Origin of the sequence: Nocardia brasiliensis IFM 10847, from assembly GCF_000710915.1 — a bacterium.
Classification (GTDB): domain Bacteria; phylum Actinomycetota; class Actinomycetes; order Mycobacteriales; family Mycobacteriaceae; genus Nocardia; species Nocardia brasiliensis_A.
The window spans coordinates 45,148-69,383 of the sequence record NZ_BAUA01000006.1; the positions used below are offsets into that span (position 1 = coordinate 45,148).

Below are 24,236 nucleotides of genomic sequence, written 5' to 3' on the forward strand. Positions count from 1 at the left end.
CGGGTACGGTGGGCTGATCAACCGACCGCAGGCGGGGGAAACATGAAAAGCGACAGGGTCATTCGCCGGTTCACGCCGGACGCGCAGGAAACACGGGTTTATGGCGAACCCTATGAAACCGCCGACGGGTCGACGATCGTCACTGTCGTCCGGCCCGGCGGCGGTCCCCGCGCGGCCGCGCCGCTCGGTATTTTCGTCGTGCACGACGGCCAGGTGAAATGGGAGCCCGTCGTGGATACCACCCGTCTCGCGCTGCTGGGCGAATTCATCGGACTGGCGGCGGCGGTGATCACGACACTCGCGTTACTGCGCCGCCCGCCGTGGCCCGATCTGTCCGTCGCCGGTCTGCGCGCGATGCGCGGGCTGCACGACTCGTGGCAGGATCGCCGCCGGGACTAGCCGCCCAGCGCGCCTTCGTAGACGTAGCAACCGAATCCGTCGACCTTCGACCGCAACGCCGCCTCGCCGAAGGCCTCCTTGCTCGCGCCTTCGCAGACCGCGATCATCTCCGGCTTCGGCGCCACGCCGCGCTGGTGCAGCTTGAACTTCTGCTTGATCGGCCCGGACTCCGGAGCGCCGTTGTGCGCCTGACAGTTCCCGGTGCCGACCGCCCCCACTTGTTCCGGCTCCTCGATGTCGTCGCACACGTAGGTCCACGGTTCCTCGGCGCCCGCGATCGCGGCCACGGAGGTCAGGCCGGCTACCGCCGCGATGAACAAGACTGCGAGGACCGCGATCCGGACCGGGGACAGGCGCATGACAATCCTCATTTCTCTAGTGCATGGGAGGCAGGAAAGGGGCCGAGGTGCGACCCGATAGCGCGAACCTAGCCGAAGCCACAAACGTTTTGCCCGATTTCAAACGGGTGTCGTCCACGTAGCGGCACGCCCGGAAAAGCCGGACACAATTCCGGCGGAAAAGACATGGCGGGAATACGTCATGCCGTTCGGCGAAGCCCCGAATCGGGTAAAGGGCTTTCTTCTCGGAATCCGCCTGAGCGGCGAGCACCGCCGACGCACCGGTGTGTGGCCGTACCGAACGCGGACCGTGCGGGCGGACACACCGTACGCCCCTCGTATGCTCGGTGCGCAGTCGCGACGAGGGAGATGGAGGATCCATGGCGGATCGGGAAGTGCTGACCTGGGAACTGTTCGGTTCGGCGAGTCGGGAATTGGCGACCACGATCGCGGACGACGGGTTCGAGCCCGATCTGATCCTCTCGATCGCGCGCGGCGGGTTGTTCGTGGCCGGCGCGCTCGGTTACGCGCTGGACGTGAAGAACCTGCACGTGATGAACGTCGAGTTCTACACCGGCATCGACCAGCGACTCGATATGCCGGTGATGCTGCCGCCGGTGCCGCAGGCCGTGGACCTGGCCGGCGCCACCGTGCTGGTCGCCGACGACGTCGCCGACACCGGGGCCACGCTGAAGCTGGTGCGCGACTTCTGCGAACACCACGTCGCCGAGGTGCGGTGCGCGGTGATCTATCAGAAGCCGCGCTCGGAGGTCGACTGCGAATACGTGTGGAAGCACACCGATCGCTGGATCAACTTCCCGTGGTCGACCGAGCCGCCGGTGGTGCAGCGGCAGGTCAAGGTGCTCGACGCCTGAGCGGCTACCGTTCCTTGCGCTCGCCGGTCAGCGCGTCGAGCCGTTCGCCGAGCGCGTTGACCTGGTCCCGCAGGGCAATGAGGGTGTCGAGGGGGTAGCCGACCGAGGCCATCACGGACTCGATCATTTCCCGGGCCTGGCGCTGCAGCGCGATACCCGCCTCGGTCGCGCGCAGTTCGACCGAGCGGCGGTCGTGCGCGCTGCGCACGCTCTCCACGAAACCGTGCGCCTGTAGTCGCTGGATCAGCGGCGACACGGTGCCGTAGTCGAGGCGTAGCTGTTCGCCCAGTTCCTTCATGGTCATCCCGGGCCGCTCCCACAGCGCGAGCAGCGCGAGGTACTGCGGATACGTGATGTGCATCGCGTCGAGGAACGGCCGGTAGGCCGCGGTCATCGCGCGCGAGGTCGAGTACAGGGCGAAACACAGCTGGTTCGTCAGCGAGAGCAGGTCGTGGTCGGGATCCCCGGCGGTTGCGACGGTGCCGTGTGGTGCGGCCGGATCGACACGCACCGCTGCGGTGGGATGCGCTTGTTCGAACATACCCTGCACTGTACGCATGGTGGACAGGGAATTTCTCACCGTGCGGCCGCGATCACCGCCTCGGTTGCCGCGGTGTCGCCCACCGTGATCCGGATGCCGGCGGCGCAGTGTTTCACCTGGATCCCGGCCCCGGCGAAACCTACACGCAGCCGGTCGAGTTCGAGCGAATCGCAACCGGTGAGATAGACGAAGTTCGCGCTACTGGCCGGCACCTGATAGCCCAGTTCGCGCAGCCCCGCCGTGAGCCTGCCGCACTCGCGGGTGATCGTCGCGGTGCGCACCGCCAGTTCCGCCTCCGCGGCGTAGCAGGCGCGCACGCCCGCCTCGGCCAGGGCGGTCATGCCGAAAGGCAACTGCCAGCGCCGGATTCGGGCCATGATCGGCACCGAGCCGAGCGCGTAACCGACCCGCAGCGCGGCCAGACCGTACGCCTTGGAGAAGGTGCGCAGCACGATCAGGTTGGGATGGCGCGCGAGCAACTCGGCGGTGCGCACCCGCTCGCTCGGCCGCACGAAATCGACGTAGGCCTCATCGAAAACCACCACGACCGACCGAGCGGTACGTTCTAGGAACTCCGTCAGTTCCGCGTGGCGGATCGCGGTTCCGGTCGGATTGTGCGGACTGCACAACACGACGACGGCCGTCCGCTCGTCGACGGCTTCGGCCAGCGCGAGCAGATCCTGGTGCCCCGTTGGTGTCAAGGGGACTTCCACCACCCGGCCGCCGACCGTCGTGGTCAGCAGCGGGTAGCCGTCGAAGGTGGGCGTCGCCAGCACCACCTTCGCGCCCGGCGGCACGAACTCCTGCACGATGTGCATGATCACGCCGGTCGCGCCCGCGCCGACCACCACCTGCTCCGGCGGGCAGCCGAGCCGCGCCGCGATCAGCTCGGGCAGCCGGCGCGGCAGGAACTCCGGATACCGGTTCGCCGCGCCGAGCGCCCCGGTCAGCGCCTGCCGCACCGAAGGCAGTGGGCCATACGGGTTTTCATTCAAGGACAGCCGGTGGCCGCGATGGACGGCGTGCATCAGCCGCGGCCTCAGCGTCCGCCCCAGCGCACCGCGGCGGCCGCCGCGAAATCCCCGGCATGTGCGAAACCCGCGAGCAGCACCAGTGATCCGGCGGGGACTCTTCCGGCGCGCACCGCGTGATCGAGGGTCACCGGGATGCCCGCGGCGAACAGGTTGCCGCACTCGTCGAACGTGTCGGGGTGCCGGTCGACCGGAAGTTGCAGTGCGTCACGCCAATTGCGCAAGAAGGCCCGGTTCGGCTGGTTCGTCACCAGCAGGTCCAGCTCGTCGGCCCGCACGCCGATCCGCCCGCATACCGCGTGTGCCACCTCCGGCACGATGCGATTACCCCGGGCGAGGACTTTCGCGATCTTCGACTCGGTGAAGCCGACATGCATCTGGCCCGGGCCCGCCTCCCAGTATTTACGCGGCGGATCCGCGAGCACCGTCATCTGGCCCGCGTACTCCGGCAGGTGCCGGGCTTCCACGTCGAGAATAGGTGACTCGCCGGACTTCACCAGCAGACCGACGCCCGCTCCGTCTCCGGGGATGGCGGCCTGCGGCTTGGACCGCACCTGCTCCTGGGTGAAGATCTGACCGGCCGCGTTCTGCACGGTGACGATCAGCGCCGAACGCGCGGCACTGCTCAGCAAGAGCTGCCTGGCGATCTTCATCGCGTAGACGAACGCCGCACACCCGCCGTTGTGCAGGTCGATCAGCCACTCCGGGGTGAGCCCGAGCCGCGCGGCGACCTCTCCCCCGTTACCGACGATGCCGAGCTCGGGGATCTGCGTGTGCACGATGAGAACGTCGATCTCGCTGAGGAATTCGCTGCCCCGGCGTTCGAGCATCGGGGCGATCGCCTGTTCCGCCATATCGGCCGGCGTCTCGCCGGGCGCGATGTGATGCCGCAACGGCGGGGACTTGAACATCGCGTTCGAGGTGTTGTCCGCGGGATCGGCGTAGCGGGCGAAATAGTCCGCGGTGACCCGGTTCTTCGGCAGGTAGCTGGAAACGTCTGCCAGGCTTACGGTCTCGGTCGTCGTGCCCATCAGTGCATCCATTTCGGCTTGACCGGCTCGCCTTTGGCGTGCCGGTGCTCGCAGATCGCTTTCAGGTTCCGCAGTTCCAGCAGGTGGCCCGCGTAGAAGAGATTCCAGAAATCCCCGACCCAGACCGGGCGGTCCGGCGGCGCGGTGTCCGGGTAGCCGTTCTCGTCGTAGAACGGGTGGTGACAGTTGGTCCACACGACCACCGACCCCGGCTTGTTCAGCACCACCTGCGCGTCGAGCACGCGCATCAGATAGATCATCCAGAGGTGCTCGGATTGGTCCCAGGCACAGTGATAGTCGACAGTGCGGGCCGCGGCGTTGGCGACCGTGCGGGTGTAGATGCGGGTGTGCTCGCCGATCCGATCGTCGGACACCCACAGGTCCGGTTCGGCGGTGCGCTCGAAACCCCGCATGCTGTAGGTCCATTCGCACAGGCTGCGGGTATCGGACAGGTACTCGAACACCTCGTCGGGCGGGGCGTCGACGTACTCGTTGACGGTGCAGAACTGGCCGTAGACCTCATCGTGCGGGTACACCGCGCGGGTCATGTCCAGGACGATCGGCATGCCCTCTTTGACGCTGATGTTCTCGATCCGATAGACGCCTGGCACTTCGACATCCGGGACCTCGAGCGGCGCGGCGGCGGGTTCGGTCATGCGTAGAGCTCCTTCAGGAAGGGGGCGAAGGGTGGGATTTCGTCTGGGTCGCAGCGGATTTCGAGAAAGACCGGCCCGGTCGCGGTGGCGGTCGTGTCCAGTGCCGCCTCGAACTCGGCCCGGGTGTCCGCGGAATAGGCCGGGAGATGCGGGAACATGGCGGCCACCGCCGCGCCGATGCGCGCGGGCCCGAACCTGTTGTAGGTGTAATCGCCGGAGTAGTAGAGCTGTTCGCGGGTGACGCACATGGCGTGCGCGTTGTTGTTGAAGATCACGAACGTGACCGGCGCGTGGTACTCGACCGCGGTGTGCACCTCGTGACCGTGCATGAAGTAGGCGCCGTCCCCGGCGAGGACGAACGTGCGCCGCCGCCGGCCCAGCGCGCTGCCGATGCCCGCGCCGAACGCATAGCCCATACCGCCCATGCCCAACGCGATCACGAAGCGGCCGCCCGGTGGCACCGGCAGGTGATGGACCGCGGCCGCGCCGGTGTTGCCCGCGTCGACCACCACGTCGGTGCCCGGCGACAGGCGTGCGGCGATCGCGTCGACGGCGTCGCGGTAGCGCACGCCTGGGCCCGCGGCATGCGGAACCCGCAGCGGCGCAGCCATGATCGGCTCCCGAGGTACCACGTCGGTCGCCGCCGACGCGGCCAGCTCCGCCAACCGGGTCCGCAGTGGGCCACACAGCCATGCGTCGGTACGCACGAAGGCGCGATCGGTACCTATATGCCAAACCCGCGGGCACGCGGCGAGCGCGGCCTCGAGCCCGGCCCTGGCGAGCATGGGCAGCGGAGTGCCGACCACGACACACAACTCCGCTTCAGCCAGTAGCTCCGCCACCCGCGGATGCCCCATGGCCCCCGCGATCCCCGCAAAGTGCGCATGCCCGTTGGGGAAGGTGTCCTTCGCGTCGGGCGTCACCGCCACCGCCGCCCCCAATACCACTGCGGCAGCGATCAATTCCGCCCGCGCATCGGCCCGGGCAACCTCCGGTCCCGCGATGATCACGGTGCGCCACCCACCCGTACGCACCCGCCGCGCCGCGCCCCTTTGCGCCGCGCCTTCACTGCAATCGCCCTGCGGCTCGGAGTCGAGCGGCGGGCAACCACGAGCGGCGGGCACTGCGCCCCGGGGCAGCCCCGCGCCGGCACGCTGCGCATCGCCTTCACCCCGCTTCGCACCGGTTTCGCGTGGTTCGCCGGCAGCGCGGTCGAGCGGCCCCGGCCCGGGGTCGATCGGCCATGCGTCTTCGACGGGTGCCTGCTGTGCCTGAATGTCTTTCGGGAGCAGCAGGACTGCCGGACCGCCCGCCTGCGCGGCTTCGATCGCTCGGGTGACGACCTCGGTGACGCCCTCGGCTCGGTCCAGGCGCAGGCAGACTCGTGCGACGGTGCCGAACAGGCGTTCGGCGTCGATTCGGCCGTGGCCGCCACCGGTGTCCTGGAAGGCGCCGTGGCCTTCGAGCGGGCGCGGCGGCTGGCCGACCAGCGCCAGCACCGGTATCCGCGAATCGAACGATTCGCCCAGCGCGGCAACGAGATTCAGGGCACCGCCGCCGGACGTCGCGACCACGACCCCTAGCCGGTCGGTGGTGCGGGCATAGCCGTCTGCCATGGTCGCGGCACCGAACTCGTGTTTCGCGACGACGCCGGTGAGCGGCGCGGCGCTGCGGGCCAGCGCGTCGTAGACGTCCTCGATGTTCGCGCCGCCGACCCCGAAAACATGATCGGTGTGCGCGGCGATCAGCTCGATGATGCGGTCGGCGACCGTTTTCCGGCATTCGACGGCGAGGCCGTTCGTCTCCGAGATAGATCGCGTACGATTCATCGCACACAATGTATCTGGGACAGTTGCGTGTCACAATGTGATCCGGGTCATATTCCAAGCGGAATCAGATTGCGGCACAACAGTTTTGATCAAACGTCCAGTTGTTGTGCGGCTGCCCGACGGGCGTTGTGCAGGTGCCAGCTGAGTCCGGCTCAACGAGATCCACTCGCCGAGCCGGTGATCGAAATCGGTACGAGGTCAGCCGATAACAGAGTTCATGATGGTGCCCGCACTCGTTGCCACCGCACCGCCGGCCATCGCACTGGCGATCATCTTGGGCGACTGCAAACCGCCGCCGCTCCACTTCTCCCACGCGAACCGGCCGCCGCCGTAGGTGATGGCGGTGATGCCGGACAGTTGCACGAGCCAGGTGAAGTAGCGGCCCATTTGCATCAACTTGTCCGCCAGCGGCGGCGCCTCCGGAGTCGGATTGCTGACCTCCGCAAGAACGGTATCGTGTAGCGCGGCCAGAATCATGCTCACGTTCGTTGCTCCTTTTCGCAGGCTGAGGTGGGTCCGGACACGAGGAAATCGCGCAGCCGTGCGCGATTCGACCAACCGAAGAAATGCGCCGGCACAGAATTCGCCGACACCACTGGCACGACGGAGCTATCTGCCGCTACGGACTCGTGCCATGTCGCTCCCGCTTTCCGCTCGTCGCCGGAAAAACTCGTGACCTGCGCAATTGAACCTCACCAAGATCACACGTGGTCTGCGACACACCGAAAATTCGACACACCGAAGCAAGACCGTGATCTGACCCGAGGACGACCCACAAACGCGAGCGGAAAAACTCGCCGAACCCGGATGACTGCTACTTCGCGTATTTCAGAACGGGATCTATGTCATCCCGCGCGACACCCGCCGGCTAGGGGCTCGCCGCGGCCAGGAGGGCCTGGGCGGACCGGCGAAACGCGGCTACCAGGTGTGCGCTATCCCCGGCGCGGGTGGCGAGCACCACCTGACATGGCTCGACCCCGTGCAGCGGGATCGAGGTCAGGTCCGGCCGGGTGCCCTCGCCGCGCAACCCGGCGGGCACGATGGCGACCACCTGCCCGGACGCGATCGACTCGAATAGGTCCTCGATGTGGCTGACCAGCGGCCCGTCGGGTGCCGGCGTGCCGTCGGGACGGGGGTCGACACGCCAGAACGAGTCCCACTCGGCAGCGGGCAACCTCGGCACCGGCTCAGTCGCGATGTCGTCGAGGGTGACTGATGCCCGGCCGGCCAGCCGGTGGAACCGGGCGACGAGCAGCACGCGGGGCTCGTGGTGCAGGACGGTGACCCGCAGTCCGTCGGTGGCGAACGGCAGCCGCGTCACGACAGCGTCCACACGGCGGCTGATCAGGGCCGTCCGCACCTCCGCCAATTCCAGGTGCAGTGTGTGCACCTCGGCCTCGGTGTGGTGGTGGCGCAGGTGTCGTACCGCCGGCGTAATGATCAGCCCGCGCGTGTGGCCGACGATGAGTTGATGTGGCACTGCGGCCGCACGGGCGTCCGCCGCAGCCATTGCCGCGAGCGCCAGCAGTTGCTCGGCGTGGGGCAGGAACGCGGCCCCGGCGGGGGTCAGGCGAGTGCCCTGCCGGTCGCGGTCGAGCAGCCGAGCTCCGACGCGCTGCTCGAGGGTCCGGATCTGACGGCTCAGGGTCGGCTGGGTGATGTGCAGCAGTGCCGCAGCACGGGCGAAGTGCTGCTGCTCGGCGACCACCGTGAAGTAACGGACCAGTCGGAGTTCGAACTCGGCCGACGGTACCGCGTTGGCTGTGTCCACAACACCGCAAGATAGCCCACTCGCGGCCGTGATGCCTGGAACGCATCACGGGATGCGAAACAAGCTTTGGACGCGCCCACTCGGCGGCGTGGAGTCTGTGTACAGACGAGCCGGACGTCGCCGACTCGAAGCGGGGTGAGCGGATTCCCGCATGCACGACAACCGCTGTGTCAGAACTGATGTGGAGTGAAACCATGATCGAGTACCACGAAACCGTCGTTGTCGGTGGGGGTTTCGGCGGAATCTGCGCTGCCCACGACCTCCTGGAGCAGGGCCGCGGCGACTTCGTCATCCTCGAGCGTGCCGCCGAACTGGGCGGGGTGTGGCGGGACAACCGCTACCCCAATGCGGCCTGTGACGTCCCGGCACATTTCTACAGCCTCTCGTTCGCGCCGAACCCGACGTGGACGCGCAGCTACGCGCCGTGGTACGAGATCCTCGCCTACATCGACAAAGTGGCCGACGATCTGGGAGTCCGGGACCGTATCCGGTTCAACACCGCTCTGGTGTCGGCGAGTTGGGAGGAGCTCGCCGGTGTGTGGAACCTGCGTACCGCTGCGGGCGCGTCGCTGTCGTGCCGGTTCCTGGTCATGGCAAGTGGTTCACTCAGCACCCCGCGCATTCCTGATCTTCCGGGGCGCGAGACGTTTCGCGGCGAGGTGATCCACACGGCGGAATGGGATGAGCGAGTCCGTCTGGAAGGTCGGCGCGTGGTGGTCGTCGGTGCGAGCGCCAGTGCCGCGCAGGTTCTCCCTTATGCCGTCGACGTGGCCGAGAGCGTGCTGGCGGTGATCCGCACCCCGCCCTACGTGATGCCGAAGGACGAACAGTTCTACGACGCCGAGGCGCAGGCACGGTTCCGGGACGAACCGGAGCGGATAGCAGCGATCCGCGCGGACGCCGAACACAGGTTCAATGTCGAGGCGCAAACACAGGCGGTCATGGACGAGGCCCAGCTCGCCGCGATCGAAGGACAGTGGCGTGACTACATGGAGTCGGAGATCGTCGATCCCGGCCTGCGTAACCTCCTGACACCGTCGTACCGGTTCGGCTGTCGCCGGCCGGTCATCTCCAGCACGTTCTACCCCGCCCTCGCCGACCGTAGAACCACCGTCTGGTCGGCCGGGATCTCGGCTATGACCGCGACCGGCGTGGTGACCGACGACGGGCGCGAATGGGACGCCGACGTGGTCGTGCTCGCGACCGGCTTCACCGCGACCGACATGTACGCCGGGACAGAGTTCCACGGTGAATCCGCGCGGTCGCTGAAGAAGGATGCGTGGCGCGAAGCGCCACATGCGTACAAGGGCACCGTCGTCGCGGGGTTCCCCAACCTCTTCCTCGTGACCGGTCCGCACACCCAGGCGAGTGGGTCCATCATCGCGGTCATCGAGGCGCAGATGAAGATGATCATGCAGTACCTCCAGCTCGTCGACGAGAGCGGCGCCGTCTCCGTCCAGCCGTCGCAGCGGGCTGAGCAGAGCTTCAACAATTGGGTCGACAGCGCAATGGCAGACTCCGTCTGGGAGGCCGGCGCGTGCCACAGCTGGTATCGCCTGGGCATGGCGGGCAAGGTCGTCACGAAATGGCCCGGAAGCCTCGCGAGCTTCCAGAAAATGACCAGCACGGTCGACCTGGAAGATCTCGTGCTGAAGTTCGGCGCGGCCGACGCCCCGGCCCTGGTGGCCTCGTAGTCCGCAGACCCGACCACATGCGCCGCGTCGGCCCGTTTATCCCGTAGGCGCTAGTCGGCGACTTTCACCACGAGCTTGCCGAAGTTGCGCCCTTCGAGCAGCCCGATGAAAGCCTCGGGCGCGTTGTCCAGCCCCTCGACGACATCCTCGAGGTAGCGGAGGCGTCCCTCGGCGATCCAGCCGGAGACATCCCGCAGGAAATCGGGATACAGCTCGCGGACGAACTCGGTCTGGATGAAGCCGCGGACGGTCAAGCTCTTGGTGAGGATGCGGGCGTAGAAAGACGGGAAGCGATCGGGACCGTCCGGCCGGCCGCTCGCGTTGTAGTTCGCGATCATGCCGCAAACCGGCACGCGCGCATAGGTATTCAGCAGCGGGTACACCGCGTCCGCGACGTGACCGCCGACGTTCTCGAAATAGATGTCGATGCCGTCGGGAACCGCCGCCCGCAGTTGCTCGGCGAAGTCGGGGGCGCGGTGATCGAGGGCGACGTCGAAGCCCAGCTCCGCACGCAGAGCCGCGCACTTCTCGGGCCCGCCCGCGATACCGATCGCGCGCACACCCTTGATCTTGGCGAGCTGCCCGACCGTGGCGCCGACCGGCCCGGTCGCCGCGGCGACCACGAGCGTCTCTCCGGGCTGCGGTTGACCGATCTTCAACAGTCCGGAGTAGGCGGTGAAGCCCGGCATGCCGAGCACGCCGAGCGCGGTGGAGATCGGGGCCTTGTCCGGATCGAGCTTGCGCAGGGTCGACGCGGACGCCACATCGGCGCTCTGCCAACCCGAGTAGGCCAGCACCACATCGCCCTTCGCGAACCCGGAGTCGCGCGATTCGAGCACCTCCGCGACCGTGGCGCCGACCATCACCTGGCCGAGCTCGACCGGCTTCGCATAGGACTCCGCGTCGCTCATACGCCCGCGCATATAGGGATCGAGCGACAGGTACAACGTTCGCAGCAGCACCTGCCCGTCCTCGAGCGGTGGCAGTTCCGCGGTTTCGAAACGGAAGTCCGCGGGGGTGGGCGCGCCCACCGGCCGGGATGCAAGCACGATTCGCGTCGACTCGACCATGCGGCCAAGCCTAGTCCTCGGCTAACGACCTCGCCGGTACCGCCGATAGGGCTGGTGTCGGATTGCGCGACACCGTTGTCTCGTACTCACCAGCACCCCGGGAGTTCTTTTGGCACGCCTATCTCGCACCCCTCGCCCACACGGCCGCGTCGCACTGACCGCGGCCACCGCCACCGCGCTCGCGGCACTGCTCACGGCCGGCCCGGCGGGCGCCCGGCCGATCGGGCCGTTCGATGTCGGCGGCGCGATCGAGGTCGAATACGACCAGGCGGGCGGCGGCGCCGTGTTCGGCGATCCGGTCACCCCGGAGTCCGACGCGGGCCGCGGCGGGAAATTCCAGGCCTTCGAACGCAACGCCTCCATCTACTGGCATCCCAGCACCGGCGCGAACGCGGTCGGCGGCGCGATCCGCGACAAATGGGGCAACCTGGGCTGGGAGAACGGCGTCCTCGGCTACCCCGTGACCAGGGAAGAGTCGACCCCGTCGAAGCCGGGGCGCTACAACCACTTCCAGGGCGGGTCCATCTACTGGTCCGTCGGCACGGCCGCCCACCAGATCGGCGGTGCCATCCGGGACAAGTGGGCCGCCTACGGCTGGGAGAACAGCCCGCTCGGCTTCCCGATCACCGACGAGGCGGCCGCCAAGAACAACGGCCGCTACAACCTGTTCAACGACGGCGCCATCTACTGGTCCCCGAAATACGGCGCGCACGTCGTCTGGGGCGCGATCCGCACCACGTGGGAAGCACGGGCGGGCGCGAACGGCGGGTACGGCTACCCCACCAGCGACGAATACGACTACCAGGGCGGAAAGGCCCAGGACTTCGAAGGAGGACGTATCACCTGGCAGCCCTGAGCGCACCGCCGGGTCGGCGGGTTCGACGCGGTCGCGGCGTGTCATCATCCTCGGCGACGCTGTCTCGTCACCGAGGATCGCCTGACCGAGGAGTTTCATTGGCACGCCTGTACCGGATTCTGCCCGGATCACGCTCGACCGCACTCGCCACCGCGGTGCTCGCGGTAGCGCTCACCGCGGGCGTCGCGCACGCCCGGCCGATCGGACCGTTCGAGGTCGGCGGCGCGATCGAGGTCGAATACGACGCGGCCGGCGGTAACGCGGCACTCGGCGACCCGACCACGCCCGAGGCCGACGCCGCGAACGGCGGCAAGTACCAGGACTTCGAGCGCAACGCCGCCATCTACTGGAACGCCGAGGTCGGCGCGCACCAGATCGGGGGTCCGATCCTGGAGAAGTGGCGGGGCCTCGGCGCGGAGTCCGGCGCACTGCGCTACCCGGTGACCCGGGTGGAGCAGACACCGGTGAAAGCGGGCAGCTTCAGCCATTTCCAGGGCGGTTCGATCTACTGGTCGGTGGGCACCGCGGCGCACCAGCTCGGCGGCGTGATCCGAGACAAGTGGAACTCGCTCGGTTCGGAGAACAGCCCGCTCGGCTTCCCGATCACCGACGAGGCGGCCGCCAAGAACAACGGCCGCTACAACCTGTTCAACGACGGCGCCATCTACTGGTCGCAGAAGACCGGCGCCCACGCGGTCTGGGGCGCGATCCGGCTCACCTGGGAATCCCGGGCCGGGGCCAACGGCGCCTACGGCTACCCCACCGGCGACGAATACGACTACGAGGGCGGCAAAGCCCAGGATTTCGAAGGCGGTCGCATCACCTGGCAGCCGTAGCATTCCTCGGATGACCTTGGGTGACAAGCGCTTCGGCCGCCGCACACTGCTCGGCGCGACCGCACTGCTACCACTGGCCGCCTGTTCGACAAGCGCGACAACGGCTTCCGCGCCGACTGCGCAGGCACGGCACGACCGGCTCTTCGAGTTGGAACGAAAGTTCGACGCGCGCTTGGGTGTCTACGCCCTCGACACCGCGAGCGGTGCGACCATCGCGCACCGGGCAGACGAGCGGTTCGCGTTCTGTTCCACCTTCAAAGGACTGGCCGCCGCCGCGGTGTTGCAGCGAAACCCGTTGTCGCACTTGGACACTGTGATTCGGTACACCGAAGAGGACCTGACGAAGAATGCCGCGATCACGCCGCGCCATGTCGCCACCGGCATGACGATCCGCGACCTGTGCGACGCCGCCGTGCGATACAGCGACGGCACGGCGGGCAACCTGCTGCTGCGCGACATCGGCGGGCCCGCGGAACTGACGGCCTACTTGCGCGGGCTCGGCGATCCGGTCACCCGGATGGACCGGATCGAACCCGCGATCACCGAGGCGACGCCCGGCGATCCGCGCGACACCAGCTCACCGCGCGCGCTCGGCACCGACTACCAGCGGATCGTGCTCGGCGACGCGTTGCCCGAGGACAAGCGCGCGTTCCTGCGAGATCTCTTGGAGCGCAACGCGACCGGTGCGGGTGCGGTGCGCGTCCGAGCGGGAGTGCCGCAGGGCTGGAAGGTGGCCGACAAGACCGGCACCGGCGAGTACGGCACGCTCAACGATATCGCCATCGCGTGGCCGCCGGACCGTGCGCCGCTGGTCCTGTCCCTCATGTCCAGCAAGGCGACCGCGGATGCGGAATACGACCAAGCTTTGCTCGCCGAGGCTGCCGCGTACGTGGCGAGCACGTTGGCTTGACCCTTACGTCGCGTGAGGCTCGACGATCAGGGCATGAACGAATACATCAGCCCGGTTCCGGTGCCCGCACTCGACGCGGTCGCACCCGAGGTCTACCGCAGTTACTACGGCATGCCGATGTTCATCACCGTGCCGACCGCCGATTTCGCCGCTTCCAAGGACTTCTGGCTGCGCGGGCTCGGGTTCATCGACATCTTCACGATCCCCGGACAGCTGATCCACCTGCGGCGCTGGGCATTTCAAGATGTGCTGCTGGTCGCCGGGGAGCCGGCCGACGCCGCGCCCGCCATGCGCGTCGACTTCGCTTGCGTACCGAGTCAGATCGACGAGGTCGCGAGCCGCTGCGAAGCACTCGTGCCCGGCTCCACCAGTGGTCCCCGGGAGATGCCGTGGAACGCCCTCGAACTGACGGTGATCACTCCGGAGCGTGCGCATGTCGTGATGACGGCGGCGCGGCCGATCGACCCGCGCAGTCCGCAAGCGGACGCGCTGCGGGCCGTCGGATTCCCGGTGCCGGAGGCGTGACCGGGGCTTCGTCGGCGACCGGAGGTGGTAGCGGTGCGCGATACTGACCTGATGACACGAGGGGCCCGCGACGCACCGACCGGGACGGGCGAGCCGATCGACCCGGACGGCGCCACCGTCGGCCGGACCGCCGCGCTCGTCGGGATCAGTGTGCGCACGCTGCACCACTGGGATGTGATCGGCCTGGTCCAGCCGAGCGGCCGGACCTGGGCCGGCTACCGGCTGTACTCCGCCGAGGACATCGCGCGGATCCATCGTGTGCTCGTCTACCGGGAGATCGGGCTGCCGCTCGCCGATATCGCCCGAGTCCTCGACGACCCCGCCACCGACGCGCGCGATCACCTGCGCAGTCAACGATCCCAGTTGGTCGACCGGATCGCTCGCCTGCAAGAGATGGTCGGCGCGGTCGATCGGATGCTGGAATCCTTCCGATCCGGCATCCGGTTGACACCGCAGCAGCAGGTCGAGATCTTCGGCGACCAGTGGCGCAGCGAATGGGTCGAGCAGGCCGGACAACGCTGGGGCGACAGCCCGCAGTGGGCGCAATACGCCGAACGCGCCGCGCACCGGTCCGCGGACGACTGGCGCGAAATCGCCGCCGAAACCGAGCAGCTGTACGCCGACCTGGCCGCGGCGAAACTCGCCGAGATCGCCCCCGGTTCCGACGCCGCCAACACCCTCGCCGAACGTCACCGCGCCCTACTGTCGCGCTACTTCGACTGTCCCCACGCCCGCCACGTCTGCATCGCCCGCATGTTCGTCGACGAACCCGGCTACGCCGAATACCACGACGCCATGGCCCCCGAACTCACGTTGTGGTTGCGCGACGTGGTGTTCGCGAACGCCCGGGTGCACGGAGTCGAGCCGGAGACGACTACTTGGGATTGAAGTGGGCTGGTGCGGACGTTTTGGGGTGCGGGATGGGTGCGGAGATGTTTCGATCGCAAGCATGACAGAGACCGATGATGTCGCGCAGGTGGTACGGGCGAGCCGGGAGGTCGCCGCGCAGGCGGACACGATCTTCGAGTTGATCGCCGACCCGGCGCAGCAGCCGCGCTGGGACGGGAACGAGAATCTGGCCGAAGCGCCGACCGGTCAGCGGGTGCGTGCGGTCGGGGACGTGTTCACCATGACGCTCACCATAGGGGCCGTGCGGGAGAACCACGTGGTGGAATTCGAGGAGGGACGCCGAATCGCTTGGCGCCCATCCGAAGTCGGGCAGCAGCCGCCGGGACACCTGTGGCGCTGGGAGATCGAACCGCTCGATGACGCACGCACCCGGGTGACGCACACGTACGACTGGTCGCAACTGACCGACGAGAAGCGGTTGGTCCGGGCCCGCGCCACCACTTCGGACAAGCTCCTGGCGTCCGTCGATCGCCTCGCCGAACTCGCCGAGAAGTCCTGAACCGGAACATTTCTCGGCACACCCGCTACCGTCGACCCCATGACCGCTGAATCGCACCGGACCGCCGGCATCGTGCTACTGCGCGGGGACATCACCCGGCAGTCCGTCGATGCGATCGTCAACGCGGCCAACTCTTCCCTGCTCGGCGGCGGCGGGGTCGACGGAGCGATCCACGCGGCGGGCGGCCCCGAGATCCTCGCCGCCTGCCGCGAGTTACGCGCCACCCGATACCAGCAGGGCCTGTCCGTCGGACAAGCCGTCGCCACCACCGCCGGCCGCCTCTGCGCCCGCTGGGTCATCCACACAGTCGGCCCGATCTGGTCACCCACCGCAGACCGCTCCGCCCTCCTCGCCTCCTGCTACCGCGAATCCCTCCGCGTCGCAGACCAACTCGGCGCCCGATCCATCGCCTTCCCCGCCATCTCCACCGGCGCCTTCGGCTGGCCCCTCGACGATGGCGCCCGAATCGCCGTCGACACCGTGCGCAGCACGAAAACCACCGTGCGAGAGGCACATTTCGTGCTGTTCGACGAACGCGGGTACGAAGCGTTCGCCGCCGCCGTGGGGTAGGCGGTTCGCGCGCCGACCCGGCAGGCGGGTTCGCATCAGAGCCCCACCGAGCCCGGTCGGCCTTTCGGTGTTGCCCGCACCAGTTGTCAGCCCAAGCACCAGGCAGCTACTATTCAGCTATCTGCGATCAGTGTTCTCTATTTGAACAGTGGTTCGCTAGAGCATTTCACCTGCGAGCATGGCGTCTCCCGTCCGCAGGTCCGCCCTTGGAAGGAAGGAACACGTATGCGAAAGTTGCTGGTCTCGGGCGTTGCCGGGGCGATCATGGCGTCGACGTTGGTAGCGGCGGCTCCGGCTCAGGCCTCCCCGCCGCCGCCCTCGCTGCTGTGCTCGGCTTTCACCTGGCCCGCGGTGTTTCTGATCGAGATCACCGGCGGGAAGAACGGCCCCGTGAGCCCGCTGTTGACTCCGCTGCAGCCATTGTTCTGCGGCTGACCCCGATACCGCACGGGGCACCCGCCCGAGCCCTCGGTGCAGGGCCACCCGCTGTCAACCGGTGCACAGCGGCGACACCGTCGCGTGCTACGCCCTCGTCGGGCGAGGTACCGCCTTTTCGCTCCGCTGGCTGCGGTGGGTGGTGCGGCCGGATGTACGGACAGTTCGAAGTCGAGCAGCGCGGGCACCTCCAGCGCGGCGAGTGCGGTGCGGGGGTGTCACCGCAGCGCAGTCCGGATGCGGCGGGAACACCTGCGCCGCCGACGAAGGGGAACTGCGTGCACGTCATCGGAGGCGGGCATCAGTGCAGTCAGGCCGGCACGGATTCTTCGTCGCGGCGGACAAGCAGTCGCTGTTCTGAGCTGTTCCGCGAAAAATGCTCAGCAGCCGAGGATTTCGGCGAGCTGAAGGAAGTCGGACGCCGTCAGGTCGCGGACGGTGTCCGCCGGGCGGTCGGCCTGCCGATGCGGGCCCTTCTCCCCCGGACGTTCGACGAACGCGGTGCGCAAGCCCGCCGCTCGCGCGCCGTCGATGTCCCAACCGTGGGTCGCGACCATCAGAACCCGATCGGGGTCGACATCGAGTAACGCCGTCGCGGTGCGATACACCTCCGGTGCCGGCTTGTAGGACCGGGCCAACTCCGCGGACAGGATGCAATCGAACGGCAGCGCAGCGTCTTTCACCAGACGGGTGAGCAACGCCATCCCGCCGTTGGACAGCGCCGCGACGGTATAGCGGGTCCGCAACCGGGCCAGTCCGGCTGCCGCGTCAGGCCAGGCGGGCAGCAGGTGCCAGGCTCGGACCAGCCGGGCGCGAGCGTCGTCATCGAGGACGACGCCGTGCCGCTCCAGCAGACTGTCCAGCGACTCACGGTGCAACGTGTCGAGATAGGCCCACGGCCGCTCGCCCGTCCGAACCCGTTGCATCGCAGGCAGATACATATCCCGCCAGTCGTTGGCGAACGACTCTGCGTCGAGCCGCACCCCGGCCGCCGCGAAGATCTCCGCCGCCTGCCCGCTGACCCCGCTGAACCAATCCACCGTGGTGCCGAAGATGTCGCACAGGATCACCTGCACCGCATCCCGATCGAACCCGGACATTCGGACTCCCTTCGAGTGGGCGGCGCCGCAGCTCGGCATGCACCGCACCTCGCAGCCGAGCGTAGCGCGGAAGCGGCTTCGCGCAGTTCTCACGGACCTACCAGTCGACGACGCCCAGCTCGTGCAACTTGCGGAACACCAGCATCGAGCCGGGTGCGACGTGATCCATCGCCGCGTACTCGCTCACGGTGAAATAACGCAGCTCGGCGATTTCGCTGGTGGGCCGGGGCTCGCCGTCCAGCTCAGCGGTGAAGCACGTCATATGCAGTTGGGTGCCGGCCGCATGACCGTAGGCCTCTGCCTCGAACACACCGAGTTCGTCGCAGGACACGACGCCGACGCCGAGTTCCTCACGCACCTCGCGGTGCAACGCGCCGACGGGCGTTTCCCCGGGATCGATCTTCCCGCCCGCCATGTAGAAGACTTCCTTGCCGATCGATCGCGTCTGCAGCAGACGACGATCCCTGACGTGGGCCAACGCAGCTGTCCGAATCACCGGACCACCCTACTTTTCCGCTCCGGTGACGGGTCAACCGAATATGCACAAGCCGCCGATCATCCGCGCGCCGAGTGCTATTCGCCGGTCGGCGATACGAAACGCGGTCGGCGACACTAATGTGTCGGAGCGAACCTGTTCGATCGGCGAAAGGCATGGGGGAACGATGAACACCAGTCGGAGTGGGTGGCCCAGCCTGCCGCCGAGCGGGGACCGCAATCGCACGGTGCTGGCCTGCATGGTCGCGGGCGCCCTGCTGTTCGCCGTCATTTCCGGGGTCAGCGTCGTGATCGTGGCGCAGGACCTGAGCCGGGACTTCGTCGGCACCGCGGTCGCGGCGCCGCAGGGGCAGCAGCCGGCGACCGGCCAGCAGCCCGCCGCCGAACAGCAGCCGCTCGCCGCGACCCCCGCCAATGTCACCGCCAACGGCGCCATCCAGATCGGGGATCCCGCCGCGAAGAACGTCGTCCAGGTGGTCGCCGACCTGCAATGCCCGGCCTGCCAGGCGTTCGAGCAGGCCAACGCCACCGCACTGGAGGACGCCGCGACCCGCGGTTCCGCGCTGATCGAGTACAACATCATCTCGTTCCTCGACCGCGCCTCCACCACCCAGTACTCCTCGCGCGCGGGCAACGCGGCCTACTGTGTCGCCGAAGCCGACCCGGCGAAGTTCCAGGGTTGGCTGGCCACCATGTTCGAGCAGCAGCCCGCCGAAGGCGGCGCCGGCCTGCCCGACACCGAACTGATCGCGATCGCCCAGGGTGCCGGCTACACCGAATCCGCTGTGGCCCAATGCATCACCGACCGCCGCTACGACACCTACCTGCGCACCAAATCCAAGGAGATCATCGACGGTGGCATCCGCTCCACCCCCACCGTCCTGATCAACAACCACCCCGTAGCCGACCCCAAACAACTCTTCACCCCCAACGGCCTCGCCCCCACCCTCCGCTGAGCACATCCCACATCCAGGCCGCAGCAGACCGGTGGGTATCGAAAGCCCTGCGTAACAAGGCCGCACGCCTGCCCGACTATCACTGCATCGTCGCTCTTCGCGACGCTGACGCAGTGGGGGCCAGTAATGGCTTGCGTGCCGAATTACCACAAGGGGTGACTTTCTGTGACATCTCCGATCCTGGCCAAAGGTCAGAACGTTCGATTGCCGGACGATGTGGTTCAGATCGACGTCGTGATCGGATGGTCCGAGTCGGAGATAGAGGTCGATGCATCGGCGCTGTTGCTGAGGGCTGACGGAAAGGTCGGCGCCGACAGCGATTTCATCTTCTACAACCAGCCGGAGTCACCGGACGGCTCGGTCCGGTTTCTCGGTACGAGCGCGACCGAAGCGGGCGCGCAAGCCCGCATCGCGATCGATCTGTCGACTGTTTCCGCCGCGGTCCACACCGTCGCGCTGGTCGGCAGTGTCGGCAACGGGACCTTTGGGAACCTCGGCAAACTGACCCTTCGAATAGTCGATGCCGCCGGGTATTCCCTGGCGGAGTACGTGACCGCCGATGCGACTTCGGAGTCGGCCTTCGTTTTCGGCGAGGTGTACCGGCGGGGCGGCGAATGGAAGGTGCGTGCTGTCGGGCAGGGCTGGGCCTCCGGACTCGCCGGTCTCGCAACAGATTTCGGTGTCGCCATCGATGAAGACCACGAAGCCGCCGACACGATCGCAGAGATCGCCCCCGCCGAGGACCCGCTGCCCGTCGAAGCCGAGGCCATCGAGGTCGTCAGGGTAGCCGATGCGCCGCCGCAGGACACCGCGCCGGTGACCCGCCCGCAAACCCGCACTCGCGGTGTCCGCACCGCCAAACGAGCGCCACGCAAAGCCAAGCCGACCGAATTCAAACTCGCCGAACTCCACTCCTGGCAGCCGGCTCCGCTCTTCTCGGTCGTCGGCGTCGGTGCGGGTGAAGAGCAAGAGCGACGCGCCACCTCGGCGCTCGTCGCCACTATGCAAGCGGTACGTCCGTTCGCACGCGCCGTCTGCGCCCGAATGGGTGCGCCGGTGGGCACTTTCGAGGGCTACATCGAGGTGCAGTACGAGCGAGGCGATTCGAAGGTCATTCCGGACGCTGTGCTCAAGGTCTCGCGCGGTAGCCGGGTGTGGACGGGGCTGCTCGAGGTCAAGACGGGCAACGGCAAGCTCCGACGCGACCAGCTCGAGAGCTACCTCGACGTGGCGCGCAAGAGGAAGTACGACGTAGTGGTCAGCCTGTCGAACGACATTCCGGCCGGGCCGGGCGAGCTCCCTGTCGAGGTGGACCGTCGCAAACTCACCAAGGTCGCACTGCGACACCTGTCTTGGTCGGAGGTGGCGCATGAGGCGCGAATGCTGCTCTCGCACGGCGGCATCGACAACGACCTGCACGCCTGGATCCTGCGCGAGTTCCTGCGCTATCTGGATCATCCGCGGTCAGGCGCAGCGGAATTCGTCGACATGGGTAGGCATTGGGTCGCGGTCCGCGACGCCGTTGTCGCCGGCACCTTGCGTGCCGGTGATCAGAAGGCTCTGACCGTCGCCGATACCTGGGTCGCGCTGTCGCGTCACCTCGCATTGCGGCTGACCGCCGAGCTCGGGGTGACCGTCACGCATGTGCTGCCTCGCAGGCATCGCGCCGATCCCCGGGCCCGGAGTGCGGCGGTGGCCGAACACCTCGCCGCCGACGGGTGTTTCGAGGCAGTGCTGCGAATCCCCGATACCGCGGGCGATCTCGTCGTTGTCGCGGATGTACGAACGAACAAGATCCGCTGCCGCACCACGCTGGACGCACCGAACGAAGGCACTTCGGGGCGCCGATTGGCTTGGCTGCTGAGGCAATTGAGCAGCGCACCGGGCGACGTCCAAGTCGAAGCAGTCTTCGCTGAACGAGGAAACGAGACCTGCGAACACCTTGCCACCGTGCGGGCTGACCCGAAGGTGCTCACGAACGACCGCGTCGGCTCGATCGTGTCCTTCGCGCTGGAGCAGACGTTTCCGATGGGTAGCCGACGGTCGGGTACCGCCGCGAGTTTCATCGCCAGCGTGACCTCGGCCACCGATGCCTTCTACGGCTCGGTCGTGCAGCCGCTACGAGGGTGGGTGCCCGCTGCACCGAAACAACCCGAACCGTCGGTCGCGGACGTGGTGGCCGCCGCCGAGGACTGATCTCGGGTCGGACCGAACCGGCGCGACGAACGGGCCCGGCCGGGAAACCCGGGCGGCGAGGGGCCGCCGCGCCGGCGCTACCGGTGGGTCAGACCTCGAGGTCTTCCTCTATGCCTTTTAGGCGGTGGCGGGCGAGGGCGAGGTTGGCGCGGGTGCGGTCGAGGGCGAGATAGAGGAACAGGCCCTTGGATTTTCGGCCGCTCATGGGACGGATGATGTGGTACTGGCTGGAAAGGGAGATAAGGATGTCCTCGATGCCTTCGTTGAGGCCGAGCTGTTCGATGGTGCGCATCTTGGCGCGCACCACCTCGGTGTTGCCGGCGGCGGCGACCTGCAGATCGAGGGCTTTGGAACTGCCGAGTGTGCCGAGCGCCATCCCGCTGTTGTAGTCCACGACCGCGGCGCCGAGCGCGCCGTCGATCACCATCATGTCTTTCAGCGACAGATCCAGATTGGACATGTCTGTTCCTCTCATTCGGTGTGTGTTGTCTGGTCTGTGCCGAAGTCGTTCGCCAGCATGTGGTCGGCGATGGCGCGGGCCACCGGCCGTGACTCCAGGTGCAGCCGGCCGACATTCACGTCGGGCCCGGCCAGAACGGTCAGCGAGGTCCACCCCGCCGCGTAGATCACCACGTGTCCTTCGCTGCCGCGCACCACGACCTCGTGGAACCCGCCACCGTGCGCGGTGGTCGTCAGCCGATAGGACAGCGACAGCTGCGCGGCCGCCAGGGCGGCCATGCCGCCGGGCTCGATGTGCGGTGGTAAATCGTGGGCGACGAGCAACCCGTCGCTGGACGCGACCAGCGCGCCGGTCAGCTGCGGGACCCGTTCGCGAAGCAGCTTCAGCTCCCCCAGTACGGTCGTGTTCAATTCCGGTGCGGTCATCGCCACCTTGGTCAACCTTCCCATCAAATCTCCGAGCAATTTCCTTCGCGCGGTCACGGGTCCTCCCAAGCTGCCCCTCGGACTTGCGCCTCAACGCTCATGATCGGCCGCAGCGAATTCCGCGAGAATTCCCCGCAGCCGGTATCGGGCCAGCGCCAGATTTCCGGTGTCACCATCGAACAGGACGTGCACGAAGAGCTGCCCGGCGAAATCTCCGGGCAGCGGGTTCAAGAGGTGATAGGCGTGCGTTCCGCATACGATGATCTCGGTGTCGTCGGAACCGGTCGCGAGCGCCGTGCAGTGCAACACCGAACGCACGATATCGGTTGTGGCAGCGGCATCTTCGTGTTGATCGACCAGGTCGTGCCGACCCGCCGCGGCGATCGCGAGACCGCTCGTACCGTCCACTAGTGTCGTACTGCACGCACCGGGTATATCCATAATGCGCGCAAGGCAGCCGTCGATATCGAGCACGCGCTCCTCGCCTGTTCTGTAAGGGTTGAGGATTCCAGACGCTACACACCGTCTCCGCGTGTTGTACGGCAAACGCGGGGGGAATTCGCAGCAGCGCGGCATTTACCGAGGATACGTCCTAAATATACCTCGCAGTATTTAATACCCAACAGTTTCAATACCTTTCGGTACAGCCTCGGACAGCGAAAAGCTACCTTTCGGTTTCCTCGGCCCAGACGCCGCTCCACCGCCCGCTCAGTCAACGCTTCAACTTTCCTGCCCACTTCGCCGTATCCTGCGCCGAGACCGACTATCGTGTCCCCTCGGACGTCGTGTCGGTCCATCCGTTCCCACAGCCATCGGCGGCTCGGGCAGCCTGTGGCGGTTGCATATTCGAGGTGACTGATGAGTTCTACCGCAGTGGTGACGCTCGACAGCCTGCGCCGGGATCTGCGCGAGTACGCGCGCCTGGCCGAGGTCGGTTACGACCCGGCGGTCGTGGACCCCGTACTGGAGCCGCTCGCCGATCTGTGGACGAATTCCGTTGTCGCCGTGCGCACCACCACGCATCCGGTGCCCGAGCGCGACGTCAATGTGCGTTTGATGCACGCGGGCGAGCCGACCGGACTCGTCACCACCCTGCGTGACGCCGGGCTGATCACCTACACCGGACATCCGATGGAGGAGCTGCTGGCCGCGGTCAGCGCGGCCGTGCCCGCCCGGGCCGGTGTCGATGTCGCCCTGTCCGAAGGTGTCCAGAAGATTTGGCTGATCTTCCCCGAACTGCTGAGCGTGGAACAGATGCTCGCCTTCCCCGGGATACCCGAGGCGGCCCGTGCGCACGCCGAGCACCTGTCCCGCTACGGCGGCCGGATCGGTATCCTCGCAGTCGATTTCGCGGCCCGCACGATGAATCTGTACTCGAACGTCTTCGAACCGGGCAGCCTCGGCTCGGCCGATATCGCCGAGATCCTGGCCGACCTCGACTTCACGGCGGCGACCGAGGAGGAGCTCGCGCTACTCGGGCGCACCTTCAATATCTATCGCACCTTCTCCTGGACTTCCGCACGCATGCAACGCATTTGCTTCCCGCTGCGGGTGCAGGCCGCGAGCTTCCCGACCCACCTGCATCCGGTGCTGGCCCGCTTCGTCGAGGGCGCGCCCTTCGTCGACCCGGACACGCGCGGCTTCGTCTTCTACGCCGCGTACGGCCCCACCGATCGCTACTACAAGGTCCAAGCCGAATACGCTACCGGCCGGCCGGTCACCTTCCCCGGCGGCACCGCGCCCCGCGTCAACTGACGCGCCGCACAACGGCGGCGGCGACGCTGACAACCCTTCAGCCGCAAGGTGTCCGGCGAATGGGGAGAAACGAG

28 protein-coding genes are annotated in these 24,236 nt (G+C 67.5%); 15 read left to right on the forward strand and 13 right to left on the reverse strand.

What is annotated here, in order from left to right; translation table 11 throughout:
- The first annotated feature begins 42 nt into the window (after positions 1-42).
- Entirely contained in the window at positions 43-399 is a 357-nt protein-coding gene (locus tag NBRGI_RS43265) for a hypothetical protein (RefSeq protein ID WP_029892371.1), read from the forward strand.
- On the opposite strand, the gene NBRGI_RS01150 is transcribed toward NBRGI_RS43265, so the two are convergent.
- Entirely contained in the window at positions 396-770 is a 375-nt protein-coding gene (locus NBRGI_RS01150) for a hypothetical protein (protein WP_029892372.1), read from the reverse strand. The two genes, NBRGI_RS43265 and NBRGI_RS01150, sit on opposite strands and share 4 nt — an antisense overlap.
- 347 nt (positions 771-1,117) lie before the next feature.
- On the opposite strand from NBRGI_RS01150, the gene NBRGI_RS01155 reads away from it, so the two are divergent.
- Entirely contained in the window at positions 1,118-1,612 is a 495-nt protein-coding gene (locus NBRGI_RS01155) for a phosphoribosyltransferase (RefSeq protein ID WP_029892373.1), read from the forward strand.
- Positions 1,613-1,616: 4 nt separating this feature from the next.
- On the opposite strand, the gene NBRGI_RS01160 is transcribed toward NBRGI_RS01155, so the two are convergent.
- The 7 genes from NBRGI_RS01160 to NBRGI_RS01190 all read right to left on the reverse strand — a co-directional run bounded on the left by NBRGI_RS01160 (position 1,617) and on the right by NBRGI_RS01190 (position 8,471).
- Positions 1,617-2,153 (reverse strand): MarR family winged helix-turn-helix transcriptional regulator, encoded by a 537-nt coding sequence (locus NBRGI_RS01160; protein WP_228833606.1) that lies wholly within the window; start codon positions 2,151-2,153, stop codon positions 1,617-1,619.
- 35 nt (positions 2,154-2,188) lie between these two features.
- Complete coding sequence (locus NBRGI_RS01165; RefSeq protein ID WP_029892375.1) at positions 2,189-3,181, reverse strand: pyridoxal phosphate-dependent aminotransferase; 993 nt, start codon at positions 3,179-3,181, stop codon at positions 2,189-2,191.
- Positions 3,182-3,192: 11 nt separating this feature from the next.
- A complete protein-coding gene (locus tag NBRGI_RS01170; protein ID WP_081877865.1) occupies positions 3,193-4,215 on the reverse strand; it encodes a 3-oxoacyl-ACP synthase III family protein in 1,023 nt (340 codons plus the stop codon).
- Entirely contained in the window at positions 4,215-4,871 is a 657-nt protein-coding gene (locus NBRGI_RS01175) for a hypothetical protein (protein WP_029892377.1), read from the reverse strand. Before NBRGI_RS01175 ends, NBRGI_RS01170 begins: the two co-directional genes overlap by 1 nt.
- A complete protein-coding gene (locus tag NBRGI_RS01180) occupies positions 4,868-6,700 on the reverse strand; it encodes a thiamine pyrophosphate-binding protein (RefSeq protein ID WP_029892378.1) in 1,833 nt (610 codons plus the stop codon). The genes NBRGI_RS01175 and NBRGI_RS01180 overlap by 4 nt, the downstream gene beginning before the upstream one ends.
- A gap of 198 nt (positions 6,701-6,898) precedes the next feature.
- Positions 6,899-7,177, reverse strand: coding sequence for a hypothetical protein (locus tag NBRGI_RS01185; RefSeq protein ID WP_029892379.1), 279 nt, complete (start codon positions 7,175-7,177; stop codon positions 6,899-6,901).
- A gap of 391 nt (positions 7,178-7,568) precedes the next feature.
- Entirely contained in the window at positions 7,569-8,471 is a 903-nt protein-coding gene (locus NBRGI_RS01190) for a LysR family transcriptional regulator (protein WP_029892380.1), read from the reverse strand.
- Positions 8,472-8,665: 194 nt separating this feature from the next.
- Between NBRGI_RS01190 and NBRGI_RS01195 the strand changes: the two genes are divergently transcribed.
- A complete protein-coding gene (locus NBRGI_RS01195; protein ID WP_051727395.1) occupies positions 8,666-10,165 on the forward strand; it encodes a flavin-containing monooxygenase in 1,500 nt (499 codons plus the stop codon).
- A gap of 50 nt (positions 10,166-10,215) precedes the next feature.
- Here the strand turns inward: NBRGI_RS01195 and NBRGI_RS01200 are convergent, their stop codons facing one another.
- Positions 10,216-11,235: an NADP-dependent oxidoreductase gene (locus tag NBRGI_RS01200; RefSeq protein ID WP_029892382.1), complete on the reverse strand. Its 1,020-nt coding sequence runs from the start codon at positions 11,233-11,235 to the stop codon at positions 10,216-10,218.
- A 109-nt stretch (positions 11,236-11,344) separates the two neighbouring features.
- Here NBRGI_RS01200 and NBRGI_RS01205 point away from each other — a divergent pair, with 109 nt between their 5' ends.
- From NBRGI_RS01205 to NBRGI_RS01240, 8 genes are all read left to right on the forward strand, one after another.
- Positions 11,345-12,091 carry an LGFP repeat-containing protein gene (locus tag NBRGI_RS01205; protein ID WP_014984245.1) on the forward strand — a complete coding sequence of 249 codons (747 nt, stop codon included), beginning with the start codon at positions 11,345-11,347 and terminating at the stop codon, positions 12,089-12,091.
- A 98-nt stretch (positions 12,092-12,189) separates the two neighbouring features.
- Positions 12,190-12,927 (forward strand): LGFP repeat-containing protein, encoded by a 738-nt coding sequence (locus NBRGI_RS01210; RefSeq protein WP_029892384.1) that lies wholly within the window; start codon positions 12,190-12,192, stop codon positions 12,925-12,927.
- 16 nt (positions 12,928-12,943) lie between these two features.
- Positions 12,944-13,837 carry a class A beta-lactamase gene (gene bla / locus NBRGI_RS01215; RefSeq protein WP_200882102.1) on the forward strand — a complete coding sequence of 298 codons (894 nt, stop codon included), beginning with the start codon at positions 12,944-12,946 and terminating at the stop codon, positions 13,835-13,837.
- A 33-nt stretch (positions 13,838-13,870) separates the two neighbouring features.
- A complete protein-coding gene (locus NBRGI_RS01220; RefSeq protein ID WP_029892386.1) occupies positions 13,871-14,362 on the forward strand; it encodes a VOC family protein in 492 nt (163 codons plus the stop codon).
- 51 nt (positions 14,363-14,413) lie between these two features.
- Positions 14,414-15,250: a MerR family transcriptional regulator gene (locus NBRGI_RS01225; RefSeq protein WP_051727396.1), complete on the forward strand. Its 837-nt coding sequence runs from the start codon at positions 14,414-14,416 to the stop codon at positions 15,248-15,250.
- A 61-nt stretch (positions 15,251-15,311) separates the two neighbouring features.
- The gene (locus NBRGI_RS01230) at positions 15,312-15,770 is read left to right on the forward strand and encodes an SRPBCC family protein (RefSeq protein WP_029892388.1); all 459 of its coding nucleotides are present in this window, start codon (positions 15,312-15,314) and stop codon (positions 15,768-15,770) included.
- 39 nt (positions 15,771-15,809) lie between these two features.
- Positions 15,810-16,340: an O-acetyl-ADP-ribose deacetylase gene (locus tag NBRGI_RS01235; RefSeq protein WP_029892389.1), complete on the forward strand. Its 531-nt coding sequence runs from the start codon at positions 15,810-15,812 to the stop codon at positions 16,338-16,340.
- Positions 16,341-16,565: 225 nt separating this feature from the next.
- Positions 16,566-16,775 carry a hypothetical protein gene (locus NBRGI_RS01240; RefSeq protein ID WP_029892390.1) on the forward strand — a complete coding sequence of 70 codons (210 nt, stop codon included), beginning with the start codon at positions 16,566-16,568 and terminating at the stop codon, positions 16,773-16,775.
- A gap of 380 nt (positions 16,776-17,155) precedes the next feature.
- On the opposite strand, the gene NBRGI_RS01245 is transcribed toward NBRGI_RS01240, so the two are convergent.
- Positions 17,156-17,875, reverse strand: coding sequence for a haloacid dehalogenase type II (locus NBRGI_RS01245; protein WP_029892391.1), 720 nt, complete (start codon positions 17,873-17,875; stop codon positions 17,156-17,158).
- A gap of 97 nt (positions 17,876-17,972) precedes the next feature.
- On the reverse strand, positions 17,973-18,371 hold the full coding sequence (locus NBRGI_RS01250; RefSeq protein WP_029892392.1) for an NUDIX hydrolase: 399 nt from the start codon (positions 18,369-18,371) through the stop codon (positions 17,973-17,975).
- Between the two features lie 166 nt (positions 18,372-18,537).
- Here NBRGI_RS01250 and NBRGI_RS01255 point away from each other — a divergent pair, with 166 nt between their 5' ends.
- Both NBRGI_RS01255 and NBRGI_RS01260 read left to right on the forward strand, forming a co-directional pair.
- Positions 18,538-19,326: a DsbA family protein gene (locus NBRGI_RS01255; protein ID WP_029892393.1), complete on the forward strand. Its 789-nt coding sequence runs from the start codon at positions 18,538-18,540 to the stop codon at positions 19,324-19,326.
- A gap of 165 nt (positions 19,327-19,491) precedes the next feature.
- Positions 19,492-21,522 carry a TerD family protein gene (locus tag NBRGI_RS01260; RefSeq protein ID WP_029892394.1) on the forward strand — a complete coding sequence of 677 codons (2,031 nt, stop codon included), beginning with the start codon at positions 19,492-19,494 and terminating at the stop codon, positions 21,520-21,522.
- 88 nt (positions 21,523-21,610) lie between these two features.
- Here the strand turns inward: NBRGI_RS01260 and NBRGI_RS01265 are convergent, their stop codons facing one another.
- Positions 21,611-21,982 carry a hypothetical protein gene (locus NBRGI_RS01265; protein WP_029892395.1) on the reverse strand — a complete coding sequence of 124 codons (372 nt, stop codon included), beginning with the start codon at positions 21,980-21,982 and terminating at the stop codon, positions 21,611-21,613.
- Positions 21,983-21,993: 11 nt separating this feature from the next.
- The gene (locus NBRGI_RS43270) at positions 21,994-22,431 is read right to left on the reverse strand and encodes a roadblock/LC7 domain-containing protein (protein ID WP_014984232.1); all 438 of its coding nucleotides are present in this window, start codon (positions 22,429-22,431) and stop codon (positions 21,994-21,996) included.
- A 75-nt stretch (positions 22,432-22,506) separates the two neighbouring features.
- On the opposite strand from NBRGI_RS43270, the gene NBRGI_RS47930 reads away from it, so the two are divergent.
- Both NBRGI_RS47930 and NBRGI_RS01280 read left to right on the forward strand, forming a co-directional pair.
- A complete protein-coding gene (locus tag NBRGI_RS47930) occupies positions 22,507-22,818 on the forward strand; it encodes a hypothetical protein (RefSeq protein WP_158439737.1) in 312 nt (103 codons plus the stop codon).
- Between the two features lie 447 nt (positions 22,819-23,265).
- Positions 23,266-24,162 carry an aromatic prenyltransferase gene (locus NBRGI_RS01280; RefSeq protein ID WP_081877869.1) on the forward strand — a complete coding sequence of 299 codons (897 nt, stop codon included), beginning with the start codon at positions 23,266-23,268 and terminating at the stop codon, positions 24,160-24,162.
- Positions 24,163-24,236 lie beyond the last annotated feature (74 nt).